Source organism: Streptomyces sp. NPDC029169 (genome assembly GCF_055563935.1).
Genome location: NZ_JBVHXA010000012.1, coordinates 11,711 through 27,066 on the forward strand (window position 1 = coordinate 11,711; position 15,356 = coordinate 27,066).

Below are 15,356 nucleotides of genomic sequence, written 5' to 3' on the forward strand. Positions count from 1 at the left end.
GGACGGGACCGATAGGGCGACCCCCTCCCCGTCCCCCCCCTCCCGGGGGGGGGGGCCCCCCCCCCCCCCCCCCCCACCCCCCCCCCCCCCCCCCCCCCCCCCCCCCCCCCCCCCCGCCGCAGGTGAGGCTTGTTACGTTGCCAAGCCCACGTGCCTTACAGGCCGAGCTCGACCTCGAACTCGCCGGCCTCAAGGATCTCCTTGACGGCCGTCAGGTAACGGGCCGCGTCGGCGCCGTCCACCAAGCGGTGGTCGTAGGACAGCGTCAGGTACGTCATGTCGCGGACGCCGATGACGGTGCCCTCCGCGGTCTCGATGACGGCCGGGCGCTTGACGGTGGCGCCGATGCCCAGGATGGCGACCTGGTTCGGCGGCACGATGATCGTGTCGAACAGCGCACCGCGCGAACCGGTGTTGCTGATGGTGAAGGTCGCACCGGCCAGCTCGTCCGGGGTGATCTTGTTGCCGCGGACCTTGCCGGCCAGCTCGGCCGTGGCCTTCGCGATACCGGCGATGTTCAGGTCGCCCGCACCCTTGATGACCGGCGTCATCAGACCCTTCTCGGAGTCCACGGCGATGCCGATGTTCTCCGAGTCGAAGTACGTGATGGTGCCCTCGTCCTCGTTGATCCGGGCGTTGATGACCGGGTGGGCCTTCAGCGCCTGGGCCGCCGCCTTGACGAAGAACGGCATCGGGGAGAGCTTGACGCCCTCGCGGGCGGCGAAGGAGTCCTTCGCCTGGCCGCGCAGCTTCATCAGCTTGGTGATGTCGACCTCGACGACCGAGGACAGCTGCGCCTGGCCGTGCAGCGCCTTCATCATGTTCTCGCCGATGACCTTGCGCATGCGGGTCATCTTGACGGTCTGACCGCGCAGCGGGGAGACCTCCAGGGCCGGGGCCTTCGCGGCGGCAGCCGGAGCGGCAGCGGCGGGGGCCGGGGCGGCCTTCTTGGCCTCGGCGGCCGCGAGGACGTCCTGCTTGCGGATACGGCCGCCGACGCCGGTGCCCTTGACGGACGCCAGGGCGACGCCGTGCTCGGAGGCGAGCTTGCGGACCAGCGGGGTGACGTACGCGCCCTCGTCCTCCGGGGCGGCCGGGGAGACGGCCGGAGCGGCGGGCGCGACCGGGGCCGGAGCGGCCACGGGGGCCGGAGCCGGGGCGGCAGGGGCGGCAGGCGCCGGGGCGGCGACCGGAGCAGCCGGAGCCGGAGCGGCCGGGGCGGCGACCGGAGCCGGAGCCGGGGCGGCGGGGGCCGGAGCCGGGGCAGCCGGAGCCGGGGCGGCGGCCGGAGCGGCACCCGGGGCGCCGATGACGGCCAGCTTGGCGCCGACCTCGGCGGTCTCGTCCTCGGCGACGACGATCTCCAGGAGGACACCCGAAGCCGGGGCCGGGATCTCGGTGTCGACCTTGTCCGTGGAGACCTCGAGCAGCGGCTCGTCGGCCTCGACGGTCTCGCCGACCGACTTCAGCCAGCGGGTGACGGTGCCCTCGGTGACGGACTCGCCGAGCGCCGGCAGGACGACGTCCGTACCGGTGGCGCCACCGGCCGGGGCGGCGGCCGGAGCGGCGGCGGGGGCCGGAGCCGGAGCGGCCGGGGCAGCGGCGGCGGGGGCCGGAGCGGCGGCAGCCGGAGCCGGAGCGGCCTCGGCGGCCGGCGCCGGGGCAGCCGCCGGGGCGCCCGTGCCGTCGTCGATGATCGCCAGCTCGGCGCCGACCTCGACGGTCTCGTCCTCGGCGACCTTGATGGAGGAGAGGATGCCCGAGGCGGGGGCGGGGATCTCGGTGTCGACCTTGTCGGTCGAGACCTCGAGCAGCGGCTCGTCGGCCTCGACACGCTCACCCTCGGCCTTGAGCCAGCGGGTGACGGTGCCCTCGGTGACGCTCTCGCCGAGCGCCGGCAGGGTTACGGAAACCGACATGGTTTCAGTTGCTCCTAACGAATTGCGGAAAGTGGTCGTCGCGCCCGTGATGACGTGAGCGTCAGTCGTGGGAGTGCAGAGGCTTCCCGGCCAGCGCCAGGTGCGCCTCGCCGAGCGCCTCGTTCTGCGTCGGGTGGGCGTGGATGAGCTGCGCGACCTCGGCCGGCAGCGCCTCCCAGTTGTAGATCAGCTGCGCTTCGCCGACCTGCTCGCCCATGCGGTCACCGACCATGTGGACGCCGACCACGGCACCGTCCTTGACCTGGACGAGCTTGATCTCGCCCGCGGTCTTGAGGATCTTGCTCTTGCCGTTGCCCGCGAGGTTGTACTTCAGGGCGACGACCTTGTCCGCGCCGTAGATCTCCTTGGCCTTGGCCTCGGTGATGCCGACGGAGGCGACCTCGGGGTGGCAGTACGTCACCCGCGGCACGCCGTCGTAGTCGATCGGGACGGTCTTCAGACCGGCCAGCCGCTCCGCGACCAGGATGCCCTCGGCGAAGCCGACGTGCGCGAGCTGGAGCGTCGGGACGAGGTCACCGACCGCCGAGATCGTGGGCACGTTGGTCCGCATGTACTCGTCGACGAGGACGTAGCCGCGGTCCATCGCGACACCCTGCTCCTCGTAGCCGAGACCGGACGAGACCGGGCCGCGGCCGATGGCGACGAGCAGGACCTCCGCCTCGAAGGTCTTGCCGTCGGCCAGGGTGACCTTGACACCGCTCTCGGTGTACTCGGCGGACTGGAAGAAGGTGCCGAGGTTGAACTTGATGCCGCGCTTGCGGAAGGCGCGCTCAAGAAGCTTGGAGCTGTTCTCGTCCTCGACCGGGACCAGGTGCTTCAGGCCCTCGATGACCGTCACGTCGGTGCCGAAGGACTTCCACGCGGACGCGAACTCGACGCCGATGACACCGCCGCCGAGGATGATCGCGGACTCCGGGACACGGTCCAGGGTCAGCGCGTGGTCCGAGGAGATGATCCGGTTGCCGTCGATCTCCAGGCCCGGCAGTGACTTCGGTACGGAGCCGGTGGCGAGGAGGACGTGACGGCCCTCGACGCGGCGGCCGTCCACGTCGACGGAGGTCGGGGAGGAGAGGCGGCCGTGGCCCTCGATGTACGTGACCTTGCGGGAGGCGACGAGACCCTGCAGACCCTTGTAGAGGCCCGAGATCACATCGTCCTTGTACTTGTGCACGGCCTTGATGTCGATGCCCTCGAAGGAGGCCTTGACACCGAACTGCTCCGCCTCACGGGCCTGGTCCGCGACCTCGCCGGCGTGGAGCAGGGCCTTGGTGGGGATGCATCCGTTGTGCAGGCAGGTGCCGCCGAGCTTGTTCTTCTCGATCAGTGCGACGTCCAGGCCCAGCTGCGCTCCGCGCAGCGCCGCGGCGTAACCGCCGCTACCGCCGCCGAGGATCACTAGGTCGAAAACGGTGCTGGCGTCGTTCGCCACGTCACGTCCTCCATGCATGTGCGCCGGTCGCCGGTCCGATGACCGGGCGGCGGCTGGTGTTCGGCCGCTTTATATTCGGCCCTGTGGTGGGGGCCCTGTCCTGCCGAGAACCCATCTTCGCACTTGTTGCCGGAAGGCGGGACGCGGGGCCGCCCAGTGAGACCGGTTGATCGTCCGTACGCACCGGTAATCCGGGTGTACGAACGTACGGATTTCGTTGCGGGTGAACGCGTACGGCCCCGGAACCGGGTCCCGGGGCCGTACACGGATCACCGACGGATCACCGACGGTCAGAGCTCGCCGTCCGCCGTCCGCTCCGCCAGCTTCACCAGCGTGCGGACCGCGGATCCCGTGCCGCCCTTCGGGGTGTAGCCGAACGGCGCGCCCTCGTGGAAGGCCGGGCCCGCGATGTCGAGGTGGGCCCAGGTGATGCCCTCGCCCACGAACTCCTGGAGGAAGAGACCGGCGACCAGGCCGCCGCCCATCCGCTCGCCCATGTTCGCGATGTCCGCGGTCGGCGACTCCATGCCCTTGCGCAGGTCCGCCGGGAGCGGCATCGGCCAGGACTGCTCGCCGACCTGCTCGGCGATCTCGTGGATCGCGGTGCGGTAGTCGTCGTCGTTGGCCATGATGCCGAAGGTCCGGTGGCCCAGGGCCAGCACCATCGCGCCGGTCAGGGTCGCCACGTCGACGATCGCGTCCGGGTTCTCCTCCGAGGCCCGGGTCAGCGCGTCGGCCAGGACCAGCCGGCCCTCGGCGTCGGTGTTCAGGACCTCGACGGTCTTGCCGCTGTACATGCGCAGCACGTCGCCGGGGCGGGTGGCGGAGCCCGACGGCATGTTCTCGGCCAGGGCCAGCCAGCCGGTGACGTTGACGGCCAGGCCGAGGCGGGCGGCGGCGACCACCGCGGCGAACACGGCGGCCGCGCCGCTCATGTCGCACTTCATCGTCTCGTTGTGGCCGGCCGGCTTCAGGGAGATGCCGCCCGAGTCGTAGGTGATGCCCTTGCCGACCAGGGCGAGGGTCTTCTCCGCCTTCGGGTGGGTGTAGGCGACGCGGACCAGGCGCGGGCCGCGCACCGCGCCGTTGCCGACGCCGAGGATGCCGCCGAAGCCGCCCTTGGCGAGCGCCTTCTCGTCGAGCACCTGCACCTTGAGGCCGTGCTCCTTGCCGGCGGCGGTGACGATGCCGGCGAACGTCTCGGGGTAGAGGTCGTTCGGCGGCATGTTGATCAGGTCGCGGGCGCGGTTGATCTCCTCGGTGAGCGCGAGCGCGCGCTCCGCGGCGGCCTTGTAGGCCTTGTCGCGCGGCTTGGCGCCGAGCAGGGCCACCTCGGCCAGCGGCTTCTTCGCGCCCTTGCCGTTCGTACTGTCCTGGTACTCGGTGTAGGCGTACGCGCCGAGCAGCGCGCCCTCCGCGATCGCCTCGGCGTCCTCGGGTGCGGTGACCGGCAGCGCGAACGCGGCCTTCTTCGAGCCGTTCAGGGTGCGGGCGGCGGTACCGGCGGCACGGCGCAGGGCCTCTGCCTTGTACGCCTCGCCGTCCTCGGGGGCGGAGCCCAGGCCGACGGCGAGCACGACGGGGGTCTTCAGACCGGCGGGGGCGGGGAGCTTGGTCGCCTCACCCTCGGCACCCGCGGCACCCAGGGTCTCCAGAACGGCGGCGAGCCGGCCGTCGAACGCCTTGTCCACGGCCTCGGCGCCGGGGGCGACGACCAGGCCCTTGCCGGACTTCGCGACACCGACGACGAGGGCGTCCGCGCGCAGCGTCGCGGCGCCGGCTGTGCTGAGAGTGAGAGCAGTCACGGTGGTGAAATCTCGCTTCCATTGAGTTCTGTGGCGGTCGAGGGTTGGGCCGACCGTGCCCGCCGCATCGTATTTCGGCCCGAGGAGCGCAGAGAACGAGCCTACGCTCGCTCTTCGTGTTCGCTCACGGCGACGGTGATTCACTCATCCGTGGTGTCTCTTTCATGTTTACCGCACGGGGCCCGGGCGCTCGTCCACACTCGCCTCATTCGCGCAAGGGCGGCACCCGCCCCTTTGCATCATCCGCATCATCTCCACAGGTCCTCCGTGCCCGGCTCCTCCGTGTCCGGCGAGGCCTGTCGAGGGGGGACACCACCCGATGGACTCTGCCGGATCCCGCCTGCCCAGAACGGTCAGGACCGCCGCCCTGTGCGCCGCCGCGCTCCTCGCCACCGTCGTCCCGTCCGCCGGCGCGAGCGCCGCCGAGACGGTGCCGCGCGTCGACCTCACCGTCCTGGTGATCGACGACGGCGGCAGCGCCGTGGCGGCGATCACCGCCGAGCTGCGCTCCACCGGCGTCCCGTACCGCCGGATCGATCTGGCCGATTCGGGCCGCCCGGTCATCGACGCCGCCTTCCTCGGCGACACGGTCTCCGGGCGCCCCCGGGCCAAGTACCAGGGCGTCGTCGTGCCCCACGAGTCCGCCTTCGGACCCGACTCCGCCGAGCAGGCTGCCCTGAGCGCGTACGAGAGGACCTACCGCATCCCGCAGGTCGACGCGTACACCTGGTCCCACCCCGGGGTCGGCCTCGACTACACCAGCGAGGGCGGCTTCTCCGGGCCCCTGGACGGGGCCACCGCCTCCGTGACCGCCGTCGGCAAGGCCGGTCCCTTCCGCTACCTCGACGGGCCGGTGGCCTTCGAGGACAACGACCCCTCGATCTCCGAGAGCTACGGCTACGCGGGCCGCCCCCGCGAGGGCTTCACCAGCTATCTCGACCTCCCCGTCCAGGGCGGCGGCCGGGCCAGTCTGATCGGCGAGTACGCCCACGACGGGCGGCGCGAGCTCGTCGTCACCTTCGCGTACAACCAGCACCAGCGACAGTTCCGGGCGCTCGCCCGCGGCATCGTCGAATGGCTCACCCAGGGCGTCCACCTCGGTCAGAGCCGGAACTACTTCTCCGTCCACGTCGACGACGTCTTCGCCCCTGACGCCCGCTGGGACACCGAACGCGACTGCACCCCCGGCGACTTCGACTGCCCCGGCGGCGACAGCGGGGCGGCCGAGAACCCGGTCCGGATGACCGCCGACGACGCCGCGTACGCCGCCGCCTGGCAGAAGTCCGCCGGCTTCACCCTCGACATGGTCTACAACGGCGGCCAGGGCGAGCAGTGGAGGACCGAGCACGGGGGCACCGACCCGCTCGCCGCGCGGCTCCTCGCCGACCGCGCCCAGTACCGCTGGATCAACCACACCTACACGCACCCCTTCCTCGGCTGCGTCCAGGACACGACCACCGTCCCCTGGCAGTGCGCGAAGAACGCCGCCGGGGCCACCCTGTGGATGAGCCGCGCCGAGATCGCCGCCCAGATCCGCGACAACCACGACTGGGCCGTCCGCAAGGGCCTCTCCGTCGACCGCGCCGAACTCGTCACCGGCGAGCACTCCGGTCTGAAGACCCTGCCGCAGCAGCCCGTCGACAACCCGAACCTGGACGGCGCGCTCTCCGACAACGGCGTGAAGTGGACCGCGAGCGACAACTCGCGCGAGCCCCAGCAGCGTGCCCTCGGAACCGCGACAGGCGCCGCGAAGACCGTCCCGCGCCACCCCATGAACGTGTACTACAACGTGGGCACGGCCGCCGAGATGGCCGACGAGTACAACTGGATCTACACCTCGCGCGCCGACGGCGGAAGCGGGATCTGCGAGTCGAACCCGGCCTCCACCTGCCTGCCCGCCCCGCTCGACACGGCCACCGGCTACGCCACCCACATCGTCCCGCAGGAGGCCCGCACCGCCCTCTCCCACGTGGTGGCGAACGACCCGCGCCCGCACTACGTCCACCAGTCCAACCTGGCCGAGGACCGCATTCTCTACCCCGTCCTCGACCGGGTCCTCGCCGACTACCGGGGCCTCTTCGCCGACAGCACCCCACTGGTGAACCCGCGTCAGCGCGACGTCGGCATCGAGCTGGACCGCCGTACCGCCTGGGACCGGGCGCTCGCGGCCGGCCAGGTCACCGCGTACCGCGTCGGCGCCACGGTCACCGTGAAGGCGCCCGCCGGGGTGACCGCCCCCGTCACCGCCCCCGAGGGGACGCGCAAGCAACTCCTGCTCGGTACGGCGGTGTTCGGGACGCCCTACGCGGGAGCCCGCTCGGCCTGGACGGCCCCGGAGGCGCTGCAGTCCGCGATCACCCTCAAGCTCCCGACCGCCTGACCAGCACGTCACTTCTGGGGGAGAGGCACCCATGCCGAGCAGTGGCCGTCGTCACGTCACCATGCTCACCGAAGGCACCTATCCGCACGTCCACGGGGGAGTGAGCACCTGGTGCGACCAGCTCGTCCGGGGCATGCCCGAGGTCGACTTCGCCGTCCTCGCGCTCACCGGCAGCGGGCGTGAGCCCGTGACCTGGGAGCTTCCGCCCAACGTGTACCGCCACACCGCGTTCCCGCTCTGGGGCGCCACCCCGGAGCGGGGCCGTGCCCCTCGCGGGCGTGAGCGCCGCCGCTTCATCGACACGTACGAGCGCTTCCTGCTCTCGATCCTCGACCCCGACGCCGGCTGCGACTTCGGCGAGGGCCTCTACGCCCTGGCCGAACTCGCCCGGCGCGGCGGGCTCACCGCGGCCCTGCGCTCCGAGTCCGTGCTGCGCTCCCTGATGTGGATCTGGACCATGCCGCATCTGCCGACGGTCCCGGCCCGGCCCACCGTCCACGACGCCCTCACCGCCACCGACCTCCTCGAACACGCGCTGCGCCCGCTCGCCGCACGGATACCCGACGACTGCGTCGCGCACGCGGTCTCCAGCGGACTCGCGACCCTGCCGGCGCTCGCCGCCCAGCACTTCGAAGGAGTGCCCTTCCTGCTCACCGAACACGGCATCTATCTGCGCGAGCGCTACCTCGGCTACCGCACCGAGGCCCAGCGTCGGCCCGTCAAGGCCCTGATGCTCGGCTTCTACCGGGAGCTCAACACCCTCGGCTATCGCAGGGCCGACCTCATCACCCCCTGCAACCAGTACAACCGGCGCTGGGAGGAGCGCGGCGGCGCCCCCGCCGACCGCATCCGGACCGTCTACAACGGCGTCGACCCGGCCGCGTTCCCCTGGGCGGGCCCCGAGCCGGAGGTCCCCACGCTCAGCTGGTGCGGCCGTGTCGACCCGATCAAGGACCTGGAGACGCTGATCAGGGCGTACGCCATCGTCCGCGCCGAACTCCCCGAGCTGCGGCTGCGGTTGTTCGGCCCGGTCCCGGCGGGCAACGAGGACTACCGGACCGGCCTGGAGAAACTCGCCGCCGAGCTGGGCGTCACCGACGGCGTCACCTTCGAGGGCCGGGTCTCGGATGTGGCCGGCGCCTATGCGGCGGGGAGCGTGGTGGTGCTGTCCTCCATCAGCGAGGGGTTCCCCTTCTCCCTGATCGAGGCGATGTCGTGTGGCCGGGCCACGGTCTCCACGGATGTGGGTGGGGTACGGGAGGCCGTCGGCGACACCGGGCTCGTCGTCCCGCCGCGCGAACCCGCGGTGATGGCCGCGGCCGTCACCGAGCTGCTGCGCGACGGGGAGCGCCGGGCCGAACTGGGGCGTATGGCCCGGCAGCGGGTCGTGGACCGGTTCACCCTGCACCGCTCCGTGGACGGCTTCCGCCGGATCTACGGCGAGCTGGCCGGCGATCCCGTCGGCACGGTGCCCGCCGAAACGACGGACTGGACGGTGCTCCTCACCGACCCCTGGCGCCAGGACCTCGTCGGCGGAGGCTCCCTTTCATGAGCGGCTCGCTCTGGCTGAAGAACGGCACGATGCGCGACACCCTGCCGGTGATCCCACGCCCGCGCGTGCACGGCGTTTCGCTGTGTGCCGTGCGCGGCGGGCGGGGCTCGCCGTCCGCCGAACCCGGAAGGCCCGGGCCTGAGGGGGCGCCGACCGAGGCAGGCGCCTGCACCACGTGTGCCCCGGACCCCCTCGACGAACTCGCCGATCGGCTGCACGCGTTGGCCGCCGACGCCGTGCACCCGGACGAGATAGCCGCGATCCTCGAGTCCGACGGGATGACCGACGACCACATCCGCCTCACCTACGGGCGGGCCGACTCCTTCGCCCTCGCCGAGGACCTCTACGCGCGCGTGGAGCGCCGCCACCCCGAGCCGGAGGCCGCGCCCGCCGGGCCCTGGCACCACGGGCTGGCCGGCTGTCTGCTGCGCGGCCTCGTCTTCGCCCTGCCCGGCCTCGGGTACGTCCTGGGGGCTCCGCTGCTCGGCGGGCGGGGTACGGCTCCGCTGCTCGCGGGGGCCGTGGCCGGGTGGGTGTGGAACCAGGCCCTGGCCCACCGTGCGTACTCCTGGCTCGGCCTCGGCGACCGCGGGGCCGCCACCCGCGCCCTGGCCCTCGGCGCCCCGGCGGGCGCGCTCGCCGGCTCGGCGGTCGCCTTCGCGGCCGCAGGCCCCGGCCAGTGGCCGGTCGTGGCGTTCGCGTCCGGACAGTCCCTCTACCTGGGCGCCGCGACCGTCCTCCTCGTCCTGGGCCGCGAACGCGCCCTGCTCTGCGCGCTGATGCCGCTCGCCGGCGCAGTGCCCGGCTTCTGGTACGACACCCCGCTCCCGCTCCGACTGGCCCTGCTCGCCCTCTCCCTCACGACCACGCTCGCCGTGGCATCAACCGCACTACGCCCGGCCCCCCGCCCCGGCTCGGGCTCCCGCCCCGGCCCCCCGCTCGTCGCGTCCCTCCCGTACGGGCTGTTCGGGCTTGGTACCGGGTTGCTCGTGTTGTACGCCGGAGGCGGGGACGTGCTTGGGGCGGGGGCCGGGCCCGTGGTGGCGGTCACGTTGTCCATGGGGCCCGCCGAGTGGCTGCTGCACCGGTTCCGGAGCGAGAGTCTCGCCGGGTTGCGGAGGCTCACCAGCGCCCGGGCGTTCCGGCGGGCGGCGGCCGGGACCCTCGCTCGCTGCCTCGGGGGCTATCTCGCCGTGCTGCTCGTCCTGGCCACCCTCGGCACCCTGCTGTGGCCCGGGACCGAGGCGCTGGACGGCGTACGGATGCTCGGGCTGCTGCTCGTCGGGGTCGTGCTCTGGCTCGGGCTGCTCCTCCAGGCCTTCGGCGCGGTGCGCAGCGCGGCCGCGGTGTGCACCCTCGCGGCGGCGGCCCAGACCCTCACACCCACCTCCGGCCCGGCCGTCGCCGCCGCGGCCGCCGCCGTGCTCACCGTCCTGACCTGCGCGCTACTCGTCCGCCCGACCGCCCACCGTGCCTGAGGAAGGCCCGTGAACCCCTCCAACCCCTCCCTCCTCGTGCCTTTCTATGAGCATCCCGCCGAGCGGCCCGAGGCGTGGGACGCCGTGGTCGAGGCGGCGCCGTCGCTGTACGGCGTCGTCCTCAACCCCGCGAACGGCGCGGGGGCGGCCCCCGACCCCGCCTTCGCCGCCGTCGCCGAGCGGCTCCGCTCCGCCGGGACCCGCGTGCTCGGCTACACCGACACCGCGTACGGCCGCCGCCCGCACGGCGAGGTCGTCGCCGAACTGCTGCGCCACCGCGACTGGTACGGGGCCGACGGGGCGTTCCTCGACCAGGTGCCGACCACCCCCGAGGCGCTCGCCCACGTCCGCCGCCTCGGCGTCGCCGCCCGCACCGCCGGAGCCCGCACCCTGGTCCTCAACCACGGCGCCCACCCGGACCCGGGCTATGCCGAACTCGCCGACCTGCTGGTCACCTTCGAGGGCCCCTGGGACTCCTACCGCGCCCTCGACCTGCCGGTCGCCGACCACTACTGCCACCTGGTCTACGCGGCCCCCCACGACGCCCGCCCGACCACCCGCGTCCACTGCGCGGTCCCGGGCACGGGCGCCCACCCCTGGGGCACCCTCCCGCACGCGCTGGAGCAGTACGTGTCCGGTTAGCTGACGCCCAGCGTCAGCGCCACCAGCACCACCGTGCCCGCCACTTCCTCCACGGCCCCGAACACATCGCCCGTCACCCCGCCGAACCTCCGTACGCAGCGCCGGAGAAGCAGCGACGCCGCGCCGAGCCCCGCGCCCGCCGCGAGGACGTGACGCAGCGCGTCGTACGGGGAGAACAGCGCGCCCGCCACCGCGCAGCCGGCCAGGACGCCCGCGGTGACCAGGAACGCGGCGCGGGCCGGGACCGTGGCGGCGACCATCGCGCCCAGGCCCTCGGGGCGAGCGGCCGGGATGCCCTCGCGGGAGGCGTGGGTGAGGGCGAGGCGGGCGACGGCCGCGGCGAGGACGGCGCCGACCGTCCCGTACGCCCAGCCCTCCCCGTACAGCCGGTACAACGCGGCGACCTGGGCGAACAGGACGAAGAGCAGCACGATCACACCGAACGGGCCGATGTCCGACTGCTTCATGATCCGCAGCGCGTCCGCGGCGGGCTTCGCGCTGCCCAGCCCGTCGGCCGTGTCCGCGAGCCCGTCCAGGTGCAGGCCCCTGGTCATCAGCGCAGGGACCGCCGCCGTGGCGACCGCCGCGAGCAGCGGCCCGGAGCCGAGGAGCAGGAACACCCCGCCGAGCGCGGCGGCGAGCAGGCCCACGACGAGGCCCGCGAGCGGGGCCCAGAGCATGCCGGCCCGCGCGGCGTCCCGGTCCCAGCGGGTGATGCGGGCGGGGAGCACGGTGAGGGTGCCGAAGGCGAAACGCAGGCCGTCCATCCGGGGAGCGTACGGCAGCGCCTGACGTTGTAAATTGCGCATCACGCGCATATCGGAAGCGGGTGGCATGGGTCACTGGTTCTACCGCAACTTCGTCGAGCCGGGGAAGCTCCCGCTGCTCATCGCCCTGTTCGCCTTCGTCGTGACCTTCCTGGTCACGCGGATGATCGTGCGGATGATCCGGGCCGGGAAGGGCCCGTTCGGCAATGTGAAGTCCGCCGGCGGACTTCACATCCACCATGTCGTGCCGGGCGTCGTCCTCACCGTCGTCGGCGGGTTCGGCGCCGTCGCCAGCGGCCGGGTGGGGGTCACCGCCTGTGTCTTCGCCGCCGTCTTCGGGATCGGCGCGGGCCTGGTCCTCGACGAGTTCGCACTGATCCTCCACCTCGACGATGTCTACTGGAGCGACGAGGGGCGCAAGAGCGTCGAGGTGGTCGTCCTGACCGCCGCCCTGGTGGTGCTGACCCTCGGCGGCTTCTCGCCGTTCGGCGTCGACGAACTGACCGCGGACGAGCGGCAGAACCGGGCCGCCGTCATCCTCACGCTGCTCGTGAACTTCCTCTTCGTCCTGGTCACCCTGGTGAAGGGGAAGTTCCGGCTGGCGGTGATCGGAGCCCTGGTGCCGTTCGTGGCGCTCGTCGGAGCGGTACGGCTCGCCCGGCCCGGCTCCTGGTGGTCCCGGCACTTCTACGGCCGACGCCACCGGGCCCGCGCGAGGTCCCGGCTGCGCACCTACCGGCACGACCGGCGCTGGGACCGGGTGCGCCGACGCTTTCAGGACGTGATCGGCGGCTTCCAGGAACGGGTGCCGGGGCGCACCCCCGGCTCGGGGCCCGATGGGTCCGACGACGGCGGCGGCTGACGGCGCTCGCGCCACGCCGTGACCGCCACGAGCACCAGCACCGCGGCGATCGCCGCGATGTGCTCCTTGCCGGCCAGGTTGCTCTTGACCAGCACCTCCACCACCATCGCGACGACCACGAGCGTGCCGGTCCACCAGGCCCGGTAGCGCCGGCAGACGTAGACGGCGAGGCCGACGACCGCCGCCGAGGGGCCGGTGTCGACGACCTGCGCGTCGGCGGCGGGCAGACCCAGCGGGCTGTCCGGGCCGAGCGCGATGCCGACCCGGGCGTACAGCGTTCCGGCCAGCGTCGCCAGATAGGCGATGGCGAGGGTCCGCCACCGCCCCAGACAGATCTCGGCGATGCCGAACACCAGCAGGATCTGCGCGAGGGCGCCCCACACCGGCAGGTCGAGCGCGGGCACGAAGAGCGAGAGCGGGGTGCGCAGGAGGGCGAGCCACAGCGGGTCCTCCGCCCGCACCGAGCCGATGTTCTGGACCGGCTGGTAGCCCCAGTCCTGGTTCTGCACCAGCTGGAAGAGCGCCGTGAGGCAGACGGCGGCCAGCGTCATCGGTATCGCGCGCCACCGCCGGGTGACGAGCGCGGTCCGTACGGCGGTGTACAGCGGCCCCCACTCGCGGCGCGCGAAGCCCTGGAGAGCGGACCTCACCGCCGGCCCTCCAGATGCTTGCGGTGCAGCCACTTCGGCAGGCCCGGGGCCTCCAGGAAGCCCTCGGCGCGGCCGGCGGCGAGGCCGATGCGCAGCAGGTCGGCGCTCTTCTCGAAGAGCATGAAGCGGGGCTCCCAGATCGGTCGGTACTTGGCATTGGCGCGGTACAGCGACTCGATCTGCCACCAGCGGGAGAAGAAGCTGAGCAGTGATCGCCACATCCTCAGCACGGGCCCCGCCCCGAGCTTCGAGCCACGTTCGAAGACGGACCGGAACATGGCGAAGTTCAGCGAGACCTGAGTGATCCCGATCTCCTTGGCGCGCTGGAGGAGCTCGATGACCATGAACTCCATCAGGCCGTTCTCGGAGTCCCGGTCACGGCGCATCAGGTCCAGCGAGAGCCCCTTGGGGCCCCAGGGGACGAAGGAGAGCAGCGCCCGCAGGTCGCCCTGCTCGTCCGTGCACTCCAGCATCACGCACTGCCCGTCGCGCGGGTCGCCGAGCCGGCCGAGCGCCATCGAGAAGCCCCGCTCGGTGGCCCCGTCCCGCCAGTCGTCGGCCTTACGGAGCAGCTCGTCCATCTCGTCGGCGGGGATGTCGTCGTGGCGCCGGATCCGGACCTCGTACCCGGCCCGCTTCACCCGGTTGTACGCCTGCCGCACCGTGCGCATGGCCCGGCCGTCGAGCGTGAACTCGTCCGTCTCCACGATCGCCTCGTCGCCCAGCTCCAGGGCGTCCAGGCCGTGCCGGGCGTAGACGGTGCCGGCCTCCTCGCTCGCGCCCATCACGGCCGGGATCCAGCCGTGCTCGCGGGCCTCGGCCAGCCACGGCTCGATCGCGCCCGGCCAGGCCTCGGGGTCGCCGATCGGGTCCCCGGAGGCGAGCGAGACCCCGCCGACGACCCGGTAGGCGATGGCGGCCTTCTCACTGGGGGACCACACCACGCTCTTCTCGCGGCGCAGCGCGAAGTAGCCGAGCGAGTCGCGGTCGCCGTGCTTGTCGAGCAGCGTCCGCAGCTTGTCCTCGTCCTCCTCGGTGAGCGGGTCGACCGCCCGGCGGGAGCGGAACGCGGCGTACAGCACGGCGATGATCAGCAGCGTGGACAGCACGTTGATGGTGACGTCGACCCAGCCGGGGGTGGCGATCCCGTCGAAGCGCGAGTCGTCGGCGGCCACGGTGACGAGGCGCATCACGCCGTACCGCCAGCGCTCCAGGAAGGTGGAAGTACCGGTGGTGGAGGTGTTGGTGACGGTGACCAGGACGGCGGCGAGCAGCGAGGTGACCAGGAGGCCGCCGACGGCCACGACGGCGGCGAGCAGCGGGTTGGAGCGGTCGCCCTTCGCGTAGAACTCCTTGCGGCCGAGGATCAGCGCGAGGACGAACGCGGCGGTCAGGACGAGCGAGATCCAGTTCTGCGCGTGCTGCCGGATCTCCGGGAAGGACATCGCGAAGGCGAAGAGGAGCAGGAAGAGCCCGCTGAGGACGACGTTGAGGATCCACGCGGCGCGCTTGCGGCGCCGCATGGTGATCGCCAGGAAGAGGGTGAAGACGCCCGAGGCGAAGCCCGCGGTCAGCATGTACGGCGTGAAGTAGTCGTCCGTGTTGTGCCGACGGAGGTCCTGGCCGAACGAGACCCAGACGGCGCTCAGGAAGTTGATGAACGTGACGGCGCGCAGGTACCAGACGGCGAACGCGGCGCCGCGGCGCGAACGGACGGTGCCACGGGGCGTTCCTTCGGTGGACGAACGGACGGTGGACAAACGGACCTCTCCCATGAAAAGCGATCATATGGGGCATCGCTTGCCATGGCGGGGCGCCGGAAGCGGTCGGCCAATCGTGGCGAGGACCGCG

Annotated in this window: 11 protein-coding genes; 5 read left to right on the forward strand and 6 right to left on the reverse strand. The window is 72.6% G+C overall.

All coding sequences use genetic code 11. From position 1 onward, the window contains the following. Positions 1-155: 155 nt before the first annotated feature. The 3 genes from sucB to ACZ4VI_RS22040 form a co-directional block, all read right to left on the reverse strand. Complete coding sequence (gene sucB / locus ACZ4VI_RS22030) at positions 156-1,919, reverse strand: 2-oxoglutarate dehydrogenase, E2 component, dihydrolipoamide succinyltransferase (RefSeq protein WP_468001534.1); 1,764 nt, start codon at positions 1,917-1,919, stop codon at positions 156-158. 61 nt (positions 1,920-1,980) lie between these two features. Further along, entirely contained in the window at positions 1,981-3,369 is a 1,389-nt protein-coding gene (gene lpdA, locus ACZ4VI_RS22035; RefSeq protein ID WP_468001535.1) for a dihydrolipoyl dehydrogenase, read from the reverse strand. Between the two features lie 290 nt (positions 3,370-3,659). Next, positions 3,660-5,174, reverse strand: a complete 1,515-nt coding sequence (locus tag ACZ4VI_RS22040; protein ID WP_468001537.1) for a leucyl aminopeptidase — start codon at positions 5,172-5,174, stop codon at positions 3,660-3,662. Positions 5,175-5,493: 319 nt separating this feature from the next. Between ACZ4VI_RS22040 and ACZ4VI_RS22045 the strand changes: the two genes are divergently transcribed. From ACZ4VI_RS22045 to ACZ4VI_RS22060, 4 genes are read left to right on the forward strand one after another with little or no spacing between them, the layout of a single operon-like run. Then, positions 5,494-7,554: a hypothetical protein gene (locus ACZ4VI_RS22045; protein ID WP_468001538.1), complete on the forward strand. Its 2,061-nt coding sequence runs from the start codon at positions 5,494-5,496 to the stop codon at positions 7,552-7,554. Positions 7,555-7,585: 31 nt separating this feature from the next. Beyond that, positions 7,586-9,106 carry a GT4 family glycosyltransferase PelF gene (gene pelF / locus ACZ4VI_RS22050; protein ID WP_468001540.1) on the forward strand — a complete coding sequence of 507 codons (1,521 nt, stop codon included), beginning with the start codon at positions 7,586-7,588 and terminating at the stop codon, positions 9,104-9,106. Next, positions 9,103-10,584: a hypothetical protein gene (locus tag ACZ4VI_RS22055; protein ID WP_468001542.1), complete on the forward strand. Its 1,482-nt coding sequence runs from the start codon at positions 9,103-9,105 to the stop codon at positions 10,582-10,584. The genes pelF and ACZ4VI_RS22055 overlap by 4 nt, the downstream gene beginning before the upstream one ends. Positions 10,585-10,593: 9 nt before the next feature. Continuing rightward, complete coding sequence (locus tag ACZ4VI_RS22060) at positions 10,594-11,226, forward strand: spherulation-specific family 4 protein (protein WP_468001544.1); 633 nt, start codon at positions 10,594-10,596, stop codon at positions 11,224-11,226. On the opposite strand, the gene ACZ4VI_RS22065 is transcribed toward ACZ4VI_RS22060, so the two are convergent. Next, positions 11,223-11,993 carry an adenosylcobinamide-GDP ribazoletransferase gene (locus ACZ4VI_RS22065; protein ID WP_468001546.1) on the reverse strand — a complete coding sequence of 257 codons (771 nt, stop codon included), beginning with the start codon at positions 11,991-11,993 and terminating at the stop codon, positions 11,223-11,225. The two genes, ACZ4VI_RS22060 and ACZ4VI_RS22065, sit on opposite strands and share 4 nt — an antisense overlap. Positions 11,994-12,060: 67 nt before the next feature. Here ACZ4VI_RS22065 and ACZ4VI_RS22070 point away from each other — a divergent pair, with 67 nt between their 5' ends. After that, positions 12,061-12,855, forward strand: a complete 795-nt coding sequence (locus ACZ4VI_RS22070; protein ID WP_468001548.1) for a hypothetical protein — start codon at positions 12,061-12,063, stop codon at positions 12,853-12,855. Here ACZ4VI_RS22070 and ACZ4VI_RS22075 read toward each other — a convergent pair. Both ACZ4VI_RS22075 and ACZ4VI_RS22080 read right to left on the reverse strand, forming a co-directional pair. Then, a complete protein-coding gene (locus ACZ4VI_RS22075; RefSeq protein ID WP_468001550.1) occupies positions 12,768-13,505 on the reverse strand; it encodes a hypothetical protein in 738 nt (245 codons plus the stop codon). The genes ACZ4VI_RS22070 and ACZ4VI_RS22075 overlap by 88 nt on opposite strands. Then, the gene (locus ACZ4VI_RS22080; protein ID WP_468001552.1) at positions 13,502-15,280 is read right to left on the reverse strand and encodes a phosphatidylglycerol lysyltransferase domain-containing protein; all 1,779 of its coding nucleotides are present in this window, start codon (positions 15,278-15,280) and stop codon (positions 13,502-13,504) included. Before ACZ4VI_RS22080 ends, ACZ4VI_RS22075 begins: the two co-directional genes overlap by 4 nt. Positions 15,281-15,356 lie beyond the last annotated feature (76 nt).